Raw genomic sequence first — 19957 nt, forward strand, 5'->3', positions numbered from 1 at the left:
ATCCGGACTCCGATTCTGTTGTCACGCAGTGTGAGGACTGTCAGGCACGCTGGCTGGAGATCGAGACGACCTCGCCGGTGAGATAGGTGGTGTAGTCGCTGGCGAGCATGGCGATCGTGGCGGCGACCTCCCAGACCTCGGCGGCCCGGCCGTACGCTTCGCGCGACGCCAGTTCGTCGAGCAGTTCGTCGCTGGTCACCTTCGCCAGGAACGGATGCTTGGCGATCGACGGCGCGATGGCGTTGATCCGCACGCCGAAGTCGGCCGCCTCGACCGCCGAGCATCGGGTCAATGCCATGACACCGGCCTTGGCCGCGGCGTAGTGCGCCTGCCCGCGCTGCGCTCGCCACCCCAGGACCGAGGCATTGTTGACGATCACTCCCCCGTGCTCGACGCCGCGGAAGTACCGCAGCGCGGCGCGGGTCGCGCGGAAGGTGCCGTTCAGGGTGATGTCGACGACCCGATCCCACTCGTCGTCGGTCATGTCGGCGACCGGTGTCTCGCCACCGAGGCCGGCGTTGTTCACCAGGACGTCGATTCGACCGAGTTCGCTTGCGGCCGAGTCGATCAGGGCGTCGACCTGGGCGGATTCCTGCACGTTGCACACGATCTGACCGACCGTCTGGTCGGCGAACTCCGATGCGAGCGTCTCCCGGGCCTCGCCGAGGCGGCGTTCGTGCCAGTCGCTGATCACGACGTCGGCGCCCTCGAGGAGTGCCCGGCGGGCGGTGGCGAAGCCGATGCCGGTCCCGGCGGCCGCGGTCACCACGACCTTGCGGCCGAGCAACAGGCCGTGCCCTGGGGTCTCCTCCGGCGGGTCGGCCAGCGGTGAGCGCTGCTGGGAGATGGTCGATTCCGTCACTGTCGGGCCTCCCGGGGTAGGCCGAGCACCCGCTCGGCGATGATGTTGCGTTGCACCTCGTTCGAACCTCCGTAGATGGTGTCCGCGCGCGTGAACAGGAAGAGTCGTTGCCATTCGTCGAGTTCGACGTGGTCGGGGTCGGTGATGTCGTTGGCGACGCCTTCGACGGTGTGCCTGGGCCCGAGGAGTGACCGTGGGCCGACGATCGACATCGCCAGCTCCCCCAGGTCGCGATGCCAGTTGGCCCACAACAACTTCGACACCGATGCCGCGCCGGCCTCGGAGACGATGTCGCCGGCGAGTGTGCGCTGGGCGTTGGCGCGCATGACCTTCAGTCCGATCCACGATCGGGTCAGCCGGGTGGCGATCTCGGGATTGTCCACCGCGCCGTTGGCCTGGGCGATGTCGACGAGTTCGCGCCATTCACGCTCGAAGCCCACCTGCTGGCCGAGTGTGGAGACACCCCGCTCGAATTGCAGCAGCCCCATCGCGACCTTCCAGCCCTCCCCCGGCTCGCCGACGATGAGGTCGGCGTCGGTGACCGCATCGTCGAAGAACACCTCGTTGAACTCCGAGGTCCCGGTGAGCTGCTGGATGGGCCGCACGCTGACGCCGGGCTGGTCGAGGGGCACCAACAGGAAGCTCAGGCCCTTGTGGCGACCCTTCGTGACGCTCGCAGGCTCGCTCCTCAGGGATCGGAGTTCAGTGCGACAGATGACGAAACACCATTGCGCGACATGCGCGAGCGATGTCCACACCTTCTGCCCGTTGAGGACCCACCGCTCACCGCTGTCGTCGAGCTGTGCGGTCGTGGACACCCCGGCGAGGTCGGAACCGGCGCCGGGCTCGGAGTACCCCTGGGCCCACAGTTCGGTCACGTCGACGATCCCGGGCAGGAACCGCTGCTTCTGCTCCTCCGTGCCGTACTCGATCAGGGTGGGGCCGAGCAGTTCCTCGCCGAGGTGATTGACCCGCGCGGGCGCGTTGGCCCGCGCGTACTCCTGATGGAAGATGATCCGCTGATCGAGCGTGGCGCCGCGGCCGCCGTAGCGGGTGGGCCATCCGAGGCAGGTCCAGCCGGCGGCGGCGAGATGGCGATCCCAGGCGAGCCGGCCGTCGAAGAACTCGTGCTCGCTGCCCGGACCGCCCCGCCCCTTCAGATCGGCGAACTCGCCGGTGAGGTTCTTCTCGAGCCACTCGCGCACCGCGACGGCGAACTGCTCGTCCGCGTCGGGCACGGATCTCGCCCATTCACCCAGGTCGACGGCCCGGTCGGCGAGGTTGATCGAGGTCATGACCGCTAGCATAACTCACCAAGCAAGTGCTAGGTTGGGGCGTATGGAGCCGATCCTGACGACTCCGGCTGCCCTGCGTCGGGCGGTGCGGACCTGGCCGGAGAAGATCGCCATCGTCGACGACCAATGGTCGTCCACGGACAGCCCTCACGTCGCGCTCACGTGGTCGGAGTTCTCCGCGGCCGTGGTCACCTTCGCCGGCGCACTCGTCGCCTCCGGTGTTGCGCCGGGCGACCGCGTGGCCGTCTGGTCCCCGAACAGCTACCACTGGCCGATCGCGGCGCTCGGTGTCCACCATGCCGGAGCGACGCTGGTGCCGCTCAACACCCGCTACACCGCGGGTGAGGCGATCGAGATCATCGAACGTTCGGACGCCAAGGCGGCGATCGTGTCCGGCGAGTTCCTCGGCAGCGATCATCTCGCCGAGCTGATGAGCGATCACCGCGCCACCATGCCCGACGTCGTCGTCGGGGTGACGCTCAACGGATCGTCGGTTGTGCCCGACGGGGCGGTGTCCTGGGCGGACTTCCTCGACCGCGCCACCGACGAGTCGCGCCGTGAAGCCGAAAGCCGTGCGGATGCGGTGGCTCCCGATGACATCTCGGACATCCTGTTCACCTCCGGGACCACCGGCAAGTCGAAGGGCGTCCTGGCCGAGCACCAGCAGACGGTCGCCGGCTCGCGCGCGTGGGGCGCCAACGGACAGTTGTCCGACGAGGACCGGTACCTGATGGTGAACCCGTATTTCCACACGTTCGGCTACAAGGCGGGCATCCTGCCTTGTGTGCTGTTCGGGGTCACGATGATCCCGCTCGCGGTCTACTCGCCGACCGAGGCGATGAAGCTCGCCGAGAAGCAGCGTGCCACCGTGTTTCCGGGCGCGCCCACGATCTTCCAGACCATCCTCGACGACCCGGCCCGCAGCGACCACGATCTGTCGTCGCTGCGACTGGTGGTGACCGGCGCGGCGATCGTGCCGGTCGTCCTCGTCGAACGCCTGCAGCACGAACTCGGGGTGGACACGGTGATCACCGCCTACGGGTTGACCGAGGCCAGCGGGTTCGTCTCCACCTGCACCCCGGACGACGACGACGAGACGGTCGCCAACACCTGTGGTCGTGCGTTCGACGGCATGGAGATCAGGCTGTCCGAGGAGGGCGAGGTGCTGGCCCGCGGCACGATGGTGATGCGCGGTTACCTCGACGACCCGGCCGCGACCAAGGAGACCATCGACGAGGACGGGTGGCTGCACACCGGCGACATCGGCACCATCGACGAGCGCGGCAACCTGAAGATCACCGATCGACTCAAGGACATGTACATCTGCGGCGGATTCAACGTCTATCCGGCCGAGATCGAACAGGCCCTGGCCCGGCTCGACGGTGTCACCGAGTCGGCCGTGGTCGGCATGTCCGATGAGCGTCTGGGCGAGGTCGGGCGGGCGTATCTGACGGTCCGCGACGGCAGCGAGCTCGACGAGGCCGCCGTGATCGCCTACGCCAAGCAACACCTCGCGAACTTCAAGGTCCCCCGCTCGGTGGTGTTCCTCGACGCCTTCCCGCGCAACGCCGCCGGCAAGATACTGAAACGCGAACTCGCCTGAACCACCGGCGAACTCGCGCTCAGTTACGCGGCTTGACCAGCGGGAACAGAATGGTCTCCCGGATGCCGAGACCCGTGAGCGCCATGAGCAGGCGGTCGATACCCATGCCGGTTCCCGCGGTGGGCGGCATGCCGTATTCCATCGCGGTGAGGAACTCCTCGTCGAGGCGCATCGCCTCGTCGTCTCCTGCCGCGGCCAGCCTCGCCTGGTCGACGAATCGCTCCCGCTGGATCACCGGGTCGACGAGTTCGGAGTAGCCGGTGGCCAGCTCGAAACCGCGCACGTAGAGGTCCCACTTCTCCACGACGCCGGGCACCGAGCGGTGGGCACGAACCAACGGTGATGTCTCGACCGGGAAGTCACGGATGAACACCGGCTGGTCGAGCTTCTCCCCGACCATGTGCTCCCACAGCTCTTCGACGATCTTTCCGTGGCCGTAACCCTTGTCCTTCGGGATCTCCAGGCCCACCCGAGCGGCGATCGACAGCAGTTCGTCGACGCTCGTCCCGGCATCGCCGCTGTCCGGGACGATCTCCTCCCCCAGCGCCTCCGACAGCGACGGGTACATCTGGAGCGACGTCCACTCACCGGACAGGTCGTACTCGGTGCCGTCGGCCATCACCGGCGTCAGTGTGCCCAGTGCACCCTGCGAAACCTCTTGCACGAGTTCACGTGTCATCACCGCGGCGTCGTCGTAGGTGCCGTAGGCCTGGTAGGTCTCGAGCATCGCGAACTCGGGTGAGTGCGTGGAGTCCGCACCCTCGTTGCGGAAGTTGCGGTTGATCTCGAAGACCCGCTCGATGCCGCCGACGATGCAGCGCTTGAGGAACAGTTCCGGCGCGATCCGGAGGTAGAGGTCGATGTCGAAGGCGTTGGAATGGGTCACGAACGGCCGCGCCGCCGCACCACCGTGCAGCGTCTGCAACATGGGCGTCTCGACTTCGAGAAAGTCTCGTCGCGCCAACGCATTTCGCAGCTCCGAGATGACCGCGATGCGGGTCCGGGCGGTCTCACGGGCCTCTGGACGCATGATGAGATCGACGTAGCGCTGCCGAACCCGGGTCTCCTCGTTCATCTCCTTGTGCGCGATCGGCAAGGGACGCAACGCCTTCGACGCCATCTCCCACGTGTCGGCCATCACCGACAGTTCGCCGGTGCGGGAGCTGATGACCTGACCGTGGACAAAGACGATGTCACCGAGGTCGACCTCGGCCTTCCATCGGGCGAGCGCGTCCTCGCCCACCCCGTTGAAGCTGATCATCGCCTGCAGCTGGGTGCCGTCGCCCTCCTGCAGTGTCGCGAAACACAACTTGCCCTTGTTCCGCAGGAAGATGATCCGGCCCGCGATGCCGACGATCTCGCCCGTCTCGGTGCCGGCCTCGAGATCGGGGAACGTGGTGCGAATCTCCGAGAGGCTGTGGGTCCGAGCGATGGAGACCGGGTAGGCCTCGCGCCCCTCACTCAGGATCGCCTCGCGCTTCTCGCGACGGATCCGGAGCTGCTCCGGGGCGTTGTCGTCGGCGTCGGCGGGCGCGTTCTGCGTGGTCGGGGTGTTGCTCACGCCGGAAACCCTATCGGAACCGACCTCCCCGACCCCAGTCCGGTGGCGGCGGTCGGCCCCTGTGTCAGACGAAGGGGCAGTGTCAGACGAAGTGGCTGTGTCAGACCAAGAGGCGAGGATGGCCGGGTGCGATCTTCTGACCGACTGCGCAACCCTACCGACCACACCGACGGGAGACATCGATGACCGCACCCACGCCGGACCCCATCATGACGGCCATCATCGCCGCCGTGACCACCGGACAGTCCGGTGACGCGGCGGCCGCACGCGCCCAACTCCGCACCCCCTGGACGGAGATGGGTGTGCTCGGCGACCCCCTGCACCGCTGCACCCTCGCGCACCACCACGCCGACCTGCACATCGACGGCTTCTACCCGTCGCTGCATCTGAACCTCGCCGACGACTACCGACGGCTCGGCGCGTTCGCTCCGGCAAACGACCACATCGATGCCGCGCGGGCACGCTCGTCGCACCTGGCCGACGATCCGTATGGCGACCTGATCCGGGCTGCGATCGACGAGGTGGCCGATGCGATCGAGCGGCAGGACACCGCGCCCCGCGCCTCCGCACCTGGCCGGAACTGACCGGGGGCGTCAGAACGGATAGCGTTCGATGTCCGCCTGCATCGTCACCCACTGCAGGTCACAGAAAGTGTCCAGGTTCACCGACGACCCGAAATGTCCGCCGGTTCCGGACGCCTTCGTTCCACCGAACGGCGCAACCGCCTCGTCGTCGACGGTCTGGTCGTTGATGTGGATCGCGCCGGACCGGATGCGGTCGGCCAGTTCGTAGGCGCGCAGGGCGTTGCCGGTGAGGATCGACACCGACAACCCGAACTCCGACGAGTTGATGATGTCGATCGCCTCGTCGACGGTGTCGTAGGTGGCCACCGGCGCGACCGGTCCGAAGATCTCCTGTGTGAACGCGGGTGCGTCAGGCGAGACGTCGGCCAGGACGGTGGGCCGGTAGAACAGCTCGTCGTAGGTGCCGCCGGCCGCGAGTGTCGCGCCGCCACGCACCGTCGACTGGACGATGTCGTCGACCCGCTCGAGCTGACCGCGGTCGATGATCGGGCCGAGCGCGTTGGCGGGGTCGGTGGGGTCACCGACCGGTATGGCGTCGGCCTTGTCGGCGAGTTTGCCGGTGTAGGACGCGGCGAGGTCGGACGGCAACAGGTGCCGCCCGGCGGTCATGCAGATCTGGCCCTGATGCAGGAACGAACCCCAGGCGCCCGCCGATGCCGCGGCGTCGAGGTCGGCGTCCGGGAGGACGAGCAGCGCGTTGTTGCCGCCGAGTTCGAGGTGCACCTTCTTGAGCAGCGGGGCGGCTGCTGCACCGATCTTGCGTCCGGCCGGGGTGGAGCCGGTGAAGGAGATGCAGCCGATGTCGGGGTGGGTGACCAGCTCGGCTCCGACGTCGGCGCCGGCAGGCAGGACGTGCAGCAGGCCATCCGGGAGGCCCGCCTCGGCGAGCAGGTCGGCGAGTGCCAGGCCCCCGGAGATCGGGGTGCGCGGGTCGGGCTTGAGGATGACCGCGTTGCCGACGGCCAGTGCCGGCGCGACCGACCGCATCGACAGGATGGCCGGGAAGTTGAACGGGCTGATCACCCCGACGATGCCGATCGGCACGTACCGGCCGATGGACATGCGGGGCTTCATGCTGCGCAGCACCTGTCCGAACGGCTGCGACGCGAGACCGGCGGCCTCGGCCATCTCGGAGGTGACCAGTCCGGCTTCGAATGCCGCTTTGCCCTGACCGGAGCCGGATTCGGGGACGAGCCAGCGGGTCAGCCGGTCGGGGTCGGCGGCGAGCAGGGCCGACGCGCGGCTCATCACGGCGGCACGCTCGGTGTACGGGAGCGCAGCCCACTCACGTTGCGCGGCTGTCGCTTTGGTGACCGCGGCGCGCAGATCGTCGATGTTCGCGCCGCCGACGGTGGCGATGCTGTGGCCGGTGGCGGGTGCGGTGACGTCGAGGGTCCCGGCGCCGCCGTCGATCCAGCTGCCGTCGAAGATCTTGCCGTCCCATGGAGTCGTCGTGGTGGTCATGTACCCGACGATAGAAGCTTCGGGTTGGCCGGTGGGCCGGCCCGGGTAGGAGAAGACTCTCAGTGCGCCGAGATCGCCGCGAGCTCCTGCTCGCTGATGGTGCCGACCACCCGGGCGCGGCGCAGTGCACGGAACCCGCCGACAACGAAGACGGCGCCGGTGATGCCGCGTGCCTGCAGGTGCCACGCCAACCACTCGGCCTCGTGGCCGTCGTCGCTGATGAGCAACCACCGCGCGTCGGCGTCTGCACTGGTCAGGGACTCGTCGGTGCCAGGGGTGAGGCGGGTGAGGATCTCTGCTGCGTCGATGGCCAGGGCGCCGGAGAGCACGCCGTCGGCGTCGCGCTTGCGCTGGCTGCGGACATCGACCGGGGTGGTGCCGGTGGCGACGAGCATCGCGTAGTCGGCGGCCTGCGCCGACAGCGGCGCGACGGTCGCCTGGGCAACGGTGGGATCGAGGGTGACGGATTCAGTGGCGAGGGTGCCGAGCACGGCGGTCATGAGATGTCCTGGGAGTGATCGAAGCGAGCGGGGGTCGTCGAAGAAGGGCGGCCGCAGATGCGGAACTCAGCCCTGACAACACTCCAGACAGCTCTTGATCACGGCGAACAGTGTGCCACAGATATTGGTCTGCCACCAGACCCTGGTGCACGGCTCAGCGACGACGCTGCTGCTTGGACCGCTCGTGGACCAGCCGGAGACCGTCGAGGGTCAGGTGCGGGTGGTGGGTGGTAAGGGTTTCGCACTCGTCGAACATCAGCGGGGCGAGGTAGCCGGTCGCGACCACGGTCACGTCGTCGGAGTCGAACCCGTCGACGGTGTCGCGGACCCTGTCGACCAGGGCATCCACCTGCCCGGCGAAGCCGTACAGGATGCCCGACTGCAGGGCCTCGACGGTGTTCTTGCCCAGGACGCTGCGGGGCGGCATCAGCTCGACCTTGCGAACGGTGACGGTGTGCTCGGACAGCGCCTCCACCGCCAGATCGACACCGGGAGCGATGGCGCCGCCCAGGAATTCACCTTTCGCGGAGATCGCATCGACGACTGTCGCGGTCCCGAAGGCCACGACGATACATGGGCCCTTCGGGTAATTGTGGTGAGCCGCAACGCAGTTGGCGACACGGTCGGTGCCGACTTCCTTCGGGTTGTCGACGAGTAGCGGAACCCCGGTCCGCACACCGGGTTCCAGCAGCAGGTGGTGATGGCCGTCGCCGAAATAGCGCGGCACCATCACCCGCAATTCACGCAGCAACGACGGCACCGTGGACAGCGCGGCGACACCGGTCACCTGGTCGACGTCGCGACCGAGCAGACCACGGATGAGCAGAGCCAGTTCGTCGGACGTGAGATTGGGTTCGGTGTGAATGCGCCAGTCGCGCACCAGGGTCGCGTGATCACCCGCTCCGGCGAAGACGCCGAGATGGATGTTGGTGTTCCCGACGTCGACGGTGAGCAGCATCGTGGGTGAGGTTTCCTAGGCGCGGGTGTCGACGAGCTCGCGCGGGTCGCGCAGTCCGGAGCCGGCCGGGACGCGTGCCGGATCGGTGCCGGCCTCGAGGACGCGGTTGTGATCGTCGACGAAGACGACCGACGGCGAGTAGTCGCGCAGTTCCTGCTCGTTCATGATGCCGTAGGCGATGATGATCACCAGATCGTCGGGATGGACGAGATGTGCTGCGGCACCGTTGATCCCGATCACGCCGGAGCCGCGTTCACCGGCGATGACATAGGTTTCGAGGCGGGCGCCGTTGTCGATGTCGACGATGGTGACCTGCTCGCCCTCGAGCAGATCGGACGCGTCGAGCAGATCCTGGTCGATGGTGACCGACCCGACGTAGTGCAGGTCGGCCTGGGTGACCCGGGCCCGGTGGATCTTCGACTTCATCATGGTGCGGAACATGGTGTGCTTTCCCTTTCGTCGGGGTGATCAGTGGTCGATTGGTTCGGGGTCGCGGCCGGCGAAGCCGGTGCCGATGGCGACGCCGACGTTGTCGATGAGGCGGGCCGGGCCGATCCGGGCCGCGACGAGCAGGCGCCCGTCACCTCGTTCGGGTGCTTCGTCGAGCAGTCGGCCGGTCAGTGCGAGGTAGTCCACCTCGATGTCGGGGTGGGCGTCGAGGACGGACTGGGCGGCAGCGAGGATCGCGTCCCTGCCACCGGCCGCTGCGTGGGCGCCGGCGACCAGTGCCGCCGACAGGGTGGTGGCGAGTTCTCGTTGGGTTTCGTCGAGGTAGCGGTTGCGTGAGGACATCGCGAGCCCGTCCGACTCGCGCACCGTCGGGACGCCGATCACGTCGACGTCGATGTTCAGGTCGTCCACCATCTGCTTGATGAGCACGAGCTGCTGGTAGTCCTTCTCGCCGAAGTAGGCGGCGTGCGGCGCCGCGATCGACAGCAGTTTGAGCACCACCGTGAGCATTCCGGCGAAGTGGGTCGGCCGCGAGAGCCCGTCGAGCACGGCGCCGGCCGGCCCGGGCTGGACCAGGGTGCGCTGCCCGTGCGGATACATGTGCGCGACGGTGGGGGCGAACACGAGTTCCACACCCACCGACCGGAGCAGCTCGCAGTCGGCGTCGAAGGTCCGCGGATAGGCGTCGAGGTCCTCGTTGGCGCCGAACTGCAGCGGATTGACGAAGATCGACACGATGACCACCGCGTCGCCCTTGGACTTTGCGGCACGCACGAGTTCCAGGTGACCGGCGTGCAACGCACCCATGGTCGGTACCAGGACCACTCTCTTGCCGGCGCGACGCAGTGCCTGGCTGACCCGATGCAGCACCGTCGGGTCGCGATGCACGGTGAGTTCTCCGGGCACGAAGGCCGTGCCGTCGAGTCCGCCGCTCATGAGGCCTCCAGTACGGCGAGCAGATCGGCCGACGCATCGGTGTGACCTGCGGTCCGGCGCGCCATCACCCGGTAGGCCTCGGCGATACCGGTCGCCCCGGCCCGGTCGGCGGGCAGGGTGCGCAGCGCGGCGAGGTGATCGGCGACGGCAGCCGCGTCGCCGCGGGCGACGGGACCGGTGAGCGCGCGCGGCCCCAACTCCAGGACGTTGCGCAGGGACGCGGTGACGAGCGGGCCGAGGATGCGTTCGGCGAGCATGGTGGCGCTGCCGTCCACGGTCGCGGTCGCCCTGGCCGCCTGGCCATCGTGGCCTTCGATCGCGGCGTTGAGGGCGGCGACCGCGTCGGTGATGAGGGTGACGAGGTGGTTCGCGCCGTGCGCGAGCGCCGCGTGATACAGGACGCGGTCGGCCTCGGCGATCCGCACCGGCTCGCCACCCATCTCGAGGACCAGGGACTGCGCGATCGCGTACCCGACCTCATCGGCTGCGGTCACGCCGAAACACGCCTGCCGCAGCCGGGTGGTGTCCTCCTCGGCGCCGACGAAGGTCATCGCCGGATGAATCGCGAGGGGCAGCGCCCCGAGTTCGGCGAGCGGTGCCAGCACGCTCACGCCGGTCGCGCCCGCGGTGTGGGCGACCAGGGTGTTCGGTCGAAGGGCGCCGCTGCGCGCGACGTCGGCGACGACGTCGGCGAGCGCGGCGTCGGGGACGGCGAGGATCAGCAGTTCCGCGCGCGCGACGACACCGGCGAGGTCGAGGATCTCCGATTCGGGCAGGCGTTCCGCGGCGCGGCGGCGGGATGTCTCGGAGCGGGCCAGGACGGCGCCGACGACATGGCCGGCCTGTTCGAGGGCGGCGCCGAAGGCGGTGCCGACGCGGCCGGCGGAGATGATGCCGACGGTCAGGCGGGCCGGGGCGGGAAGGTTGGAGACGCCGGACAGGTAGGGGGCAGCGCCAGGCCGCCCCGACGGGCCGAGTTCATCGCTCGGTGAGGTCACCACTGTCCTCCGCTGATCAGTTCCAGTCCCGGCTGAGCTCGGGTACCAGACGTTGCAGAGCAAGAGTAGTTCGTCCGGCGGGCGCGGGGCCAACACCTGTGACAGGGTTCACCGCGCCCGGCAGGGCGGGCATCGCGATGGGTTTGGGGTGGGTCTCAGTCCTCGCGTCGGCGGCGCCCGCCACCGGGTGCGCCGGATCCGCGCAACTGGCTGAGCAGCTCGGAGACGGGCAGCCCGGCCGAGTGTGCGCTCTCGCCGTCATCGGCACGGCGGCGACGCCGTCCCTGCAGCACCGGGCTCACCTCGTCACCAGTGCCTTCGTGGCGATCGGGGACGGTGGGTTCGTCAGCAGGACTGGCGGCCTCGGTGGGCTCGGGTTCGACAGCGGGCTCGGGTTCGGCGGGCTGTTCGGGTTCGGGGGTGGGCGGCCATTCGTCGGTCGGCGCCTCGTCGACGTAACCCTGCGGTCCCGCGCCGGCTCCGGGTCCTGCTGGGGCGACGTCGCGCAGGGCGTCTTCGTCGTCGGCGAGGACGGCGTCCTCGACGTGGTCGTCGACGCCGGCGTCCGGGACCTCGGTGGCGATCCGGCCGGAGATGGGTGCGTCGTCGGTGATGACCGGGATCACCTCGGTCATCTCGTTCGGGTCCACATCTGCCATGTCACGCTGCGGGACGCGGCCGCCGATGTCCGTCGCGGGCGCGGTCCTCGCGAAGTCCTGTGCAGCCCGCACACTGTCGTCGGTGCCGTAGCCGCCGAATCCGTGGCCGTATCCCTCGGGCTGACCGATGCCGGACGCCAGCTCGCGCAGCTTCTCGTTCGGCAGGGCCGCGCGGTGCTCGGGCAGCGACTCGCCGAGCAGCATCTCGAGGCTGGAGCGCAACGCGAGCACCTGCGCCTTGAGGTCGGCGAGTTCCTGGTTCGCCTCGGCGCTCACCTCTTTGCGGACGGTGGTCTCCACGTCGAGCTCGTACTGGCGTCGCGCGGCGATCTCCCGTTCGAGCTGGAGTTCGTACACCAGCCGGAGATCACGACTCTTGGCCTCCGCGCTCTCGGCCTGGCGACGGAACTTGGTGACGAGGATCGCCCCGATCACGGCCGCCCACAGGGCCGCGATCACAGCCAGTGACCCGCTGATCGACAACTGATCGGTGAACACCATGAGGATGCTGGCGGCGATGGCCAGCACGATGAGCAGACCCAGCAGCCACTGTCCCACCGATCTACCGGAGCGCCGCGGCTCCGTGGAACGGCCGTTCGAGGTCGTCATGTCCGTGAACATACCGCCTGATCGCGCCGATATTGCCCAACCTCGGCGGAGAGTCACGAATCGCCGGACCGCGACTCACGCGAGGTCAGGCGTGGCCCGGATGCCTTCCGACGGCCTCGTCGGTGGGGTCGTCGGGTGCGCGACAACAGTATTCGAGCCACAGCGCAGCGGCGACGAGGAGGACGCCGCCGATGAGTCCGACGATCGCGCCGGGCCGGTCGTGTTGGGCCGCTGCGAGATCGTGCCGGGTGGCGAGGTAGACGAGCAGCCCGGCCCACACCCCGACCGCGATCGCACCGAGGATCGCCGACGACTTCGCCAACGCGAACACCCGCGCCGCGGTCAACGGGTGCAGCTGACCGCGGGCCCGCCCGACGTCGCGGGAGGCCACCCGGGCGCGGACGACGAATGCGATCACCGCCTCCAACGCCGCGAGGATGTAGAGGACGAGGCCGGCCAGCAGCGGCATCGGCGGCAGGCTGCCGTAGTTGTAGCGGACCAGGATCCAGGCCACCACCGCGACGACGCCGGCGATCAGCGCGAGGTCACGCAGCCGGGTCGGGCCGAGACCGGGCTCTTCGTCCTGGTTCTCCTCGGGCGGCCGTTTCGGCGAGGTCACCGTGGCCCCACCCCCGGGAGATCGGCGACCGGTCGCACGCCGGCGCGTTCGTCGGCATCGAGTTGCTCGACCAGGTCGGCGACGGGCCGCGCGCCCTCCGGGGTCCACAGGGCGGCCTCGGGATCGATCGCCAGCCAGGGCACCAGCACGAAGGCGCGTTCGGCTGCGCGGGGATGCGGAAGGAGCAGGTCCGGGTCGTCGCTGCGGACCACCTCGCCGTCATAGCTGACGGAGATCACGTCGACGTCGAGAGTTCTGGGCCCCCAACGTATTTCGCGGGTCCGGTCGGCGGACCGCTCGAGCTCGTGGCAGATCTCGAGCCAGTCGTCGGGACGTTTCGCGCCCTCGACGATGAGCGTGATGTTGTAGAAGTCGTCCTGTTCGACGCCGCCCCATGGGGGTGTCGAGTAGACCGGCGACGTCGCGACGAGGTCGTCGGCGAGCCGCTCGACGACCGTGGTCAGGTGGGCGAGCCGGTCGCCGACGTTGGAGCCGGCCGACAGCACCGCACGCGACCGGATCATCGGCCCATCGACTTCCGCGAACGGCGGGTGACCACGGCGACGTCGGCGAATTGCAGCGGGATGGGCGCCGACGGCTTGTGCACGGTGACCTCGCAGGCGGCGATGCGCTCGTCGCCCATGATGTCGTCGGCGACCTCGCCGCCCACCGCCTCGATCAGATTGCGGGGCGGTCCGGCGACGATGTCGTGGGCACGCTGGGCCAGCGCGCCGTAGTCCACGGTGTCGGCGAGGTCGTCGGATGCGGCTGCCTGCGCGAGGTCGATCCACAGGACGATGTCGAGGATGAAGTCCTGACCGTCGCGACGCTCGTGCTCGAATACCCCGTGGTTGCCCCGGACGACCAGTCCCCGCAACTCGATCCGATCGGCCATCAGTCCGTGACTCCTGCGGTGTGTTGAACGTTCGGCTTTCCGCGCTGCCCACCGGCGCGCCAGGCGCTGGCCACCGCGATCGCGTCGCGGCTCTTCGCCACGTCATGGACCCGCACCGCCCACGCCCCCTCGGCTGCCGCCAGAGCCGAGATCGCGGCGGTGGCGATCTCCCGTCCGGCGGGCGGGCGGGGCTCGCCAGATCCGAGATCGCCACCGTCGGCGAGCAGCGTGCCGAGAAACCGCTTGCGCGACGCACCGATGAGGACCGGGAATCCGAGCCCGACCAGGGTGGGCAGCGCGTGCAGCAGCGCCCAGTTGTGGTCGCCGGTCTTGGCGAAACCGAGGCCCGGGTCCAGGATGATGCGGTCGGGGTCGACGCCGGCGGCGACCGCGGCGTCGACCTGCGCCAGGAGTTCACCGCTCACCTCGGCGACGACGTCGCGGTAGCCGCCCGCGTCGTCGATGCCGTGGGTGAAGGTGGCGCCGGCCCGTTGGCTCACCCGGTCGATGGGACGCCAGTGCATCAGAATCCACGGCAGTCCCGATTCGGCGACGACGCGGGCCATGTCGGCGTCCGCGCGCCCCCCGGATACATCGTTGATGATGGTGACCCCGGCGTCGATGGCCGCTTCGGCCACCGCCGAACGCATGGTGTCCACCGAGATCGGCACACCCGCACCGGCGAGCCCCTTGATGACGGGTGCCACGCGGGCCGCCTCCACCTCCGGGTCGACGCGGGTCGCGCCGGGCCGGGTCGATTCGCCGCCGATGTCGATCAGATCCGCGCCCTGCGCGATCAGTTCGTGGCCGTGCGCGATAGCCGCATCCAGGTCGAGGTAGCGGCCACCGTCGGAGAAGGAGTCGGCGGTGACGTTGATGACCCCCATCACGAGGGTGCGATCGGCATCCAGGCGCATCAGGTCGATGTGGTCGCTCAGGTCCGCGAGATCAGGTCGAGGGCTTCACCGCGGGAGACCGCACTGGTCTTGAACAGACCCCGCACCGCCGACGTCGTGGTGGTGGCGCCCGGCTTGCGGATGCCGCGCATCGCCATACACAGGTGCTCGGCCTCGATGACCACGATGACGCCGCGCGGATCGAGCCGCTCGACGATTGCGTCGGCGATCTGACTGGTCAGCCGCTCCTGCACCTGCGGCCGCTTGGCGTACAGGTCGACCACACGCGCCAGCTTCGACAGGCCCGTCACCTGCCCGCTCTCGCCCGGGATGTAACCGACGTGGGCGACCCCGTGGAACGAGACGAGGTGGTGTTCGCAGGTCGAGTACATCGGGATGTCCTTGACGAGCACCAACTCGTCGTGGTTCTCCTCGAAGACGGTGGCGAGCACTTCGCTCGGATCGGTGTACAGACCCGCGAACATCTCGCGATAGGCGTTGGCGACCCGGGTGGGGGTGCGCTGCAGTCCCTCCCGGTCCGGATCCTCGCCGACGGCGATCAGCAGTTCGCGGACCGCCGCTTCGGCGCGCGCCTGGTCGAAGTGTCGCCCGGCCGGGGTACGCGGGGAGAACTCGTCCACGTCGTCGGCACCCATGCCCTTGGATCCCAGGTCGGTGTGGCGCTGTTCGCTGATCGTCATCGTGTCATCTGGTCCGTTCTATGAACGCTGGTCGGCCGAGGCGGATGTCACCGGTTCTCGGTGCCGGGATCTGCCGTGCCGGCGTCATTCGGTCCGCCGGTGTGGGCACCGCCGCCATAGGGGCCGTAACCGTTGGCGCCGTTCCCGTATCCGCCGTTCCCGTATCCGCCGTTCCCGTAGCCACCGTTGCCGTATTGACCGTGATCGCCGGATCCGTTGGTGCCGGAACCGTGCCGGGGACCACCTTGCTGCGGATCGCCTTGGCCGGAGCCGTTGTTGCCGGAACCGTAACCGCCCGACCCGTTGGGACCCTGCGGAGCGTCCTGCGGAGGCCAGCCGGGGGCCGACCAGTCGCGGGGGGCGCCGTAGTCCGGCCGGGTGCCGTGGGTCGGCTGACCGGGATAGCTGTCCGGCCGGGACGGCTGACCGCCGTAGGGCCCGTAGCCGGGCGCCGACTGCGGCGGGTAGGCAGGCGGATACGACTGTCCGGGAGTCGGACTCGGGTAGCCGGGGCCGCTGCCCGGGTGCCCGCCGGGGCCGCCGGCACCGACCGGTTCCGGAACGGGCTGGGGCTGCACGGGCTCCGGCGGCCACGGCTCCCCGCGCTCGATCGCCAGTTCGCCCGGTGTCTTCACCGGTGGCTTGTCACTCGGGGTGCGGTCGCCGAACTCGTTGAACGTTGTGATCCGCGGACGCTTGTGCACGTCGGAGAAGATCCCCTCGAGGTCCTTGCGGGTCAGCGTCTCCTTCTCGAGCAGCTCGGTGGCGAGAATGTCGAGGGTGTCGCGGTACTCCGACAGGATCGCCCATGCCTCGGTGTGCGCGGCCTCGATGAGCCGGCGCACCTCCTCGTCGATCTCGCTGGCGATCTCAGCCGAGTACGACGCCTGGTTGCCCATCGAACGACCCAGGAACGGGTCGCCCTGTTCCTGGCCATAGTGGACGGCGCCGAGCTTCGCGCTCATGCCGTACTCGGTGACCATCGCCCGCGCGATCTTGGTGGCCTGGTCGATGTCGGACGATGCACCGGTGGTCGGCTCGTGGAACACGAGTTCCTCCGCGGCCCGACCACCCATGGCCATGACGAGACGCGCGATCATCTCCGATCGCGTCATCAGGTCCTTGTCCTGCTCCGGGACCGCGAGGGCGTGACCGCCGGTGCGGCCGCGGGCCAGGATGGTGACCTTGTAGATCGGGTCGAGGTCGGGCATCGCCCACGCGGCGAGGGTGTGTCCGCCCTCGTGGTAGGCGACGACCTTCTTCTCGTGTTCGCTGATGATGCGACTCTTGCGGCGCGGGCCACCGATGACGCGGTCCACCGCTTCTTCGAGCATCTCGGCGGTGATGGTGTCCTTGTGTTCGCGCGCGGCGAGCAGCGCCGCTTCGTTGACGACGTTGGCCAGGTCGGCGCCGGACATGCCGGGGGTGCGCTTGGCCAGGCCGTCGAGGTCGGCGTCGGCGTCAATGGGCTTGCCTGCGGCATGCACCTTGAGGATGGCGCGGCGGCCGGCGATATCGGGGTTGCCGACGGGGATCTGCCGGTCGAAGCGGCCGGGCCGCAGCAGGGCCGGGTCGAGGATGTCGGGGCGGTTGGTCGCGGCGATCAGGATGATGCCGGAGCGGTCGCCGAAGCCGTCCATCTCGACGAGGAGCTGGTTGAGGGTCTGCTCGCGCTCGTCGTGCCCGCCGCCGAGGCCGGCGCCACGCTGGCGGCCGACGGCGTCGATCTCGTCGACGAAGATGATGCAGGGGCTGTTGGTCTTGGCCTGCTCGAACAGGTCACGGACGCGGGAGGCGCCGACACCGACGAACATCTCGACGAAGTCCGAACCGGAGATGGTGAAGAACGGCACTCCGGCCTCGCCGGCGACAGCCCGGGCGAGCAGGGTCTTACCGGTGCCGGGCGGACCGAACAGCAGCACACCCTTGGGGATCTTGGCGCCGAGCGCCTGGTAGCGCGTCGGGTTCTGGAGGAAGTCCTTGATCTCGTAGAGCTCTTCGACCGCTTCGTCGGCGCCGGCGACGTCGGCGAAGGTGGTCTTGGGCATGTCCTTGGTGAGCTGCTTGGCCTTCGACTTGCCGAAGCCCATCACGCCGCCGCGGCCGCCGCCCTGCATGCGGTTCATCACGAAGAAGAACAGACCGAACAGCAGCAGCATCGGCAGGATGAAGATGAGGATCTGCCACAGCGCGGACTGTTCGTTGACGTGGGTCTGATACGGCGCGCCCGTCTGGGTGACCGAGTCGAAGACCTGGTCGCCGGCCGCCGCCGGGTACTGGGTGCTGATCTTGGTGACGTCGGTGCCGTCGACCTGGATCGGGTTCGTCAGCTCGATCCGCAGCGTCTGTTCCCGGTCATCGATGTCGATGCGCTCGGTGTTCTTCACGTTGAGCTGCGTCAATGCGACCGAGGTGTCCACGGACTGGTATTCGCGGCCCGAGTCACGCATCACGCTCCAGCCCCACAGGGCGAGCACGATCAACGCCACGATGGCGAGGTTGCGGAAGACTGACTTTCGGTTCATGCCTGTTGGTGGTGGTCGGGACCCGGCCTCACGACCTGTCTCCGCGCCGTTCCCACTGTCCTTCCCGGTCGACGTCGTGGCCGGCCGCGCGACGCGCCGCGCGACTGTCCGTATTTCTAGAGGCTACCGGTCAACGAACATCCAGGGAAAACTGTTCCGCACCCGCCTGCGAGGCATCTCACCCCTGGTGAGAATCAGTTCTGGTAGACCGACGGCCGCAGCCGCCCGATGAAGGGCAGATCGCGGTAGCGCTCCGAGTAATCCAGGCCATAGCCCACGACGAATTCGTTCGGGATGTCGAAGCCGACCTCGGCGACGTCGACCGGCGAGCGGACCGCTTCGGGCTTGCGCAGCAGGGTGCAGACCTCGAGCGATCGCGGTGATCGGGTCGCGAGATTCTTCATCAGCCACGACAGGGTGAGGCCCGAGTCGATGATGTCCTCGACGATGAGGACGTCGCGACCGGTGATGTCGCGGTCGAGGTCCTTGAGAATGCGCACCACACCCGACGACGACGTCGAGGACCCGTAGCTCGACACCGCCATGAACTCCATCTGCGATGGGATGCGCAACGCCCGCGCGAAGTCGGTCATGAACATGACCGCCCCCTTGAGGACGCCGATCAGGACCAGATCCTGCTCGATGTCCGCATAACGCGCGGCCACCGCGTCGGCCAACTCCTGTGTTCGTTGCTTGATCTGATCCTCGGTGATGAGGATCGCTTCGATGTCGTCGCCATATCCATCTGCGGACTGCACACCTCAAGCTTGTCATGCCGTGCGACGCCGCTCGCTCCCAACCGCCGCTTCGCCCGCTCGAAGGCCGCCGGAGGCGGCCTCACGCGCGTACGTCATTTGGAGGACAGCGAATTGTGGGACCGGCGTGTCACTGATCACACTCAGATCACGAATGACAACATGACTCACACGCGACACATTTTTCTCCAGCACGGAACATTAATTTGTGAAAGTGAATCCGTTCGCGGCGAATTGATTTATTGGGGGCCTGGTCTTTTGTTCCGCGAACGAGATTGTTGAACACCGAACACTCGCCCAGGCTCCTCGCGGGAGCCGTCGACCGGAAAGACGACCCTTTGATGAACGCAGCCACCGGCGCCCGCGTCTCCCATCGAGGCTTTCGCGCCCCGCTCCGACTTCTGACCATCATTTCTCTTGTCACTGTGGCTTTTACGGCATTCGCCGGGGTCGCGCAGGCGGTGCCGACCCGATCGGCACCCACGACGTACGACATTCATACGACACCGTCGTCATTCACGATCACCGTTCACAACGGTTCGATCAGCACCGCGAACGGAGTGCTCGCGATTCGCAATTCCGCAGGTGCGACGGCATTCCAAATGCCGCTTAGCTATCGAAAGGAATATCAGCAGTTTCCGATCGATGCCAAAACCGTGGGCAATTCCGCGACGCTGATACCTTCTCGTGACCTGTCGCGGGCGAATCCGGTCAACCCGGCCGAGGTGGAGCCGTTCCGAGTCGCCGCCCAGCAGGTGGACGCTCCGCGGACGAAGCAGGAACGGGATGATCAGGCCTTGGCGCGGTTCAATCAGGAGTTGAGTGCGGGTATCACGATCTCGTCGCTGGTTGGGACCGTGCTCGGCGCGGTGATCGGTGGCGCGATCGGCTGCGCCATCGGCTTCCCCGCGGCGGGGATCGGGTGCTTGCCAGGAATCCCGCTCGGCGGGTCGCTCGGAGGGATCATCGGCCTGGCGCTTGGCGGCGGTGGCTCATTGATATATGCAGCCGTCCAGTACTTCGAGACCATCAACTCCCCCTTCGTCCCACCGAGGAACTAAGCCATCCACCCCGACGGTCCGCCTCA

General features: G+C 68.3%; 20 protein-coding genes. 3 read left to right on the forward strand and 17 right to left on the reverse strand.

Annotated elements, in window-relative coordinates; translation table 11 throughout:
* Positions 1 to 40: 40 nt before the first annotated feature.
* Complete coding sequence (locus VZC37_RS23080) at positions 41 to 862, reverse strand: SDR family oxidoreductase (protein ID WP_330436209.1); 822 nt, start codon at positions 860 to 862, stop codon at positions 41 to 43.
* A complete protein-coding gene (locus tag VZC37_RS23085; RefSeq protein ID WP_330436210.1) occupies positions 859 to 2157 on the reverse strand; it encodes an acyl-CoA dehydrogenase family protein in 1299 nt (432 codons plus the stop codon). The genes VZC37_RS23080 and VZC37_RS23085 overlap by 4 nt, the downstream gene beginning before the upstream one ends.
* A gap of 43 nt (positions 2158 to 2200) precedes the next feature.
* Here VZC37_RS23085 and VZC37_RS23090 point away from each other — a divergent pair, with 43 nt between their 5' ends.
* Positions 2201 to 3760 (forward strand): FadD3 family acyl-CoA ligase, encoded by a 1560-nt coding sequence (locus VZC37_RS23090; protein ID WP_330436211.1) that lies wholly within the window; start codon positions 2201 to 2203, stop codon positions 3758 to 3760.
* Positions 3761 to 3779: 19 nt separating this feature from the next.
* On the opposite strand, the gene lysS is transcribed toward VZC37_RS23090, so the two are convergent.
* Positions 3780 to 5321 carry a lysine--tRNA ligase gene (lysS, locus tag VZC37_RS23095; protein ID WP_330436212.1) on the reverse strand — a complete coding sequence of 514 codons (1542 nt, stop codon included), beginning with the start codon at positions 5319 to 5321 and terminating at the stop codon, positions 3780 to 3782.
* A gap of 182 nt (positions 5322 to 5503) precedes the next feature.
* On the opposite strand from lysS, the gene VZC37_RS23100 reads away from it, so the two are divergent.
* Positions 5504 to 5905 carry a hypothetical protein gene (locus VZC37_RS23100; RefSeq protein WP_330436214.1) on the forward strand — a complete coding sequence of 134 codons (402 nt, stop codon included), beginning with the start codon at positions 5504 to 5506 and terminating at the stop codon, positions 5903 to 5905.
* A gap of 9 nt (positions 5906 to 5914) precedes the next feature.
* Here VZC37_RS23100 and VZC37_RS23105 read toward each other — a convergent pair whose 3' ends face one another.
* The 14 genes from VZC37_RS23105 to hpt all read right to left on the reverse strand — a co-directional run bounded on the left by VZC37_RS23105 (position 5915) and on the right by hpt (position 18873).
* A complete protein-coding gene (locus VZC37_RS23105) occupies positions 5915 to 7369 on the reverse strand; it encodes an aldehyde dehydrogenase family protein (protein WP_330436216.1) in 1455 nt (484 codons plus the stop codon).
* 59 nt (positions 7370 to 7428) lie between these two features.
* On the reverse strand, positions 7429 to 7869 hold the full coding sequence (locus VZC37_RS23110) for a rhodanese-like domain-containing protein (RefSeq protein ID WP_330436218.1): 441 nt from the start codon (positions 7867 to 7869) through the stop codon (positions 7429 to 7431).
* Between the two features lie 154 nt (positions 7870 to 8023).
* Positions 8024 to 8827 carry a type III pantothenate kinase gene (locus tag VZC37_RS23115; protein WP_330436220.1) on the reverse strand — a complete coding sequence of 268 codons (804 nt, stop codon included), beginning with the start codon at positions 8825 to 8827 and terminating at the stop codon, positions 8024 to 8026.
* Between the two features lie 15 nt (positions 8828 to 8842).
* Entirely contained in the window at positions 8843 to 9268 is a 426-nt protein-coding gene (gene panD / locus VZC37_RS23120; RefSeq protein ID WP_330436221.1) for an aspartate 1-decarboxylase, read from the reverse strand.
* A gap of 27 nt (positions 9269 to 9295) precedes the next feature.
* A complete protein-coding gene (panC, locus tag VZC37_RS23125; protein ID WP_330436222.1) occupies positions 9296 to 10213 on the reverse strand; it encodes a pantoate--beta-alanine ligase in 918 nt (305 codons plus the stop codon).
* Positions 10210 to 11211: a Rossmann-like and DUF2520 domain-containing protein gene (locus tag VZC37_RS23130; protein ID WP_330436224.1), complete on the reverse strand. Its 1002-nt coding sequence runs from the start codon at positions 11209 to 11211 to the stop codon at positions 10210 to 10212. Before VZC37_RS23130 ends, panC begins: the two co-directional genes overlap by 4 nt.
* A 155-nt stretch (positions 11212 to 11366) precedes the next feature.
* Complete coding sequence (locus tag VZC37_RS23135) at positions 11367 to 12479, reverse strand: DUF6779 domain-containing protein (protein WP_330436226.1); 1113 nt, start codon at positions 12477 to 12479, stop codon at positions 11367 to 11369.
* 85 nt (positions 12480 to 12564) lie between these two features.
* Entirely contained in the window at positions 12565 to 13098 is a 534-nt protein-coding gene (locus VZC37_RS23140; RefSeq protein ID WP_330436228.1) for a DUF3180 domain-containing protein, read from the reverse strand.
* Entirely contained in the window at positions 13095 to 13622 is a 528-nt protein-coding gene (folK, locus tag VZC37_RS23145) for a 2-amino-4-hydroxy-6-hydroxymethyldihydropteridine diphosphokinase (RefSeq protein WP_330436231.1), read from the reverse strand. Before folK ends, VZC37_RS23140 begins: the two co-directional genes overlap by 4 nt.
* Positions 13619 to 13993: a dihydroneopterin aldolase gene (gene folB / locus VZC37_RS23150; protein ID WP_330436233.1), complete on the reverse strand. Its 375-nt coding sequence runs from the start codon at positions 13991 to 13993 to the stop codon at positions 13619 to 13621. Before folB ends, folK begins: the two co-directional genes overlap by 4 nt.
* The gene (gene folP, locus VZC37_RS23155) at positions 13993 to 14910 is read right to left on the reverse strand and encodes a dihydropteroate synthase (RefSeq protein ID WP_330436236.1); all 918 of its coding nucleotides are present in this window, start codon (positions 14908 to 14910) and stop codon (positions 13993 to 13995) included. Before folP ends, folB begins: the two co-directional genes overlap by 1 nt.
* Positions 14911 to 14927: 17 nt before the next feature.
* Positions 14928 to 15545, reverse strand: coding sequence for a GTP cyclohydrolase I FolE (gene folE, locus VZC37_RS23160; RefSeq protein WP_330436397.1), 618 nt, complete (start codon positions 15543 to 15545; stop codon positions 14928 to 14930).
* A 92-nt stretch (positions 15546 to 15637) separates the two neighbouring features.
* On the reverse strand, positions 15638 to 18115 hold the full coding sequence (gene ftsH, locus VZC37_RS23165) for an ATP-dependent zinc metalloprotease FtsH (protein WP_330436238.1): 2478 nt from the start codon (positions 18113 to 18115) through the stop codon (positions 15638 to 15640).
* A 194-nt stretch (positions 18116 to 18309) separates the two neighbouring features.
* Complete coding sequence (gene hpt / locus VZC37_RS23170; RefSeq protein WP_330436239.1) at positions 18310 to 18873, reverse strand: hypoxanthine phosphoribosyltransferase; 564 nt, start codon at positions 18871 to 18873, stop codon at positions 18310 to 18312.
* 338 nt (positions 18874 to 19211) lie between these two features.
* Between hpt and VZC37_RS23175 the strand changes: the two genes are divergently transcribed.
* The gene (locus VZC37_RS23175) at positions 19212 to 19931 is read left to right on the forward strand and encodes a DUF8020 domain-containing protein (RefSeq protein WP_330436241.1); all 720 of its coding nucleotides are present in this window, start codon (positions 19212 to 19214) and stop codon (positions 19929 to 19931) included.
* Positions 19932 to 19957 lie beyond the last annotated feature (26 nt).

The sequence above is a fragment of the Gordonia sesuvii genome, assembly GCF_036350415.1.
Taxonomy (GTDB): domain Bacteria; phylum Actinomycetota; class Actinomycetes; order Mycobacteriales; family Mycobacteriaceae; genus Gordonia; species Gordonia sesuvii.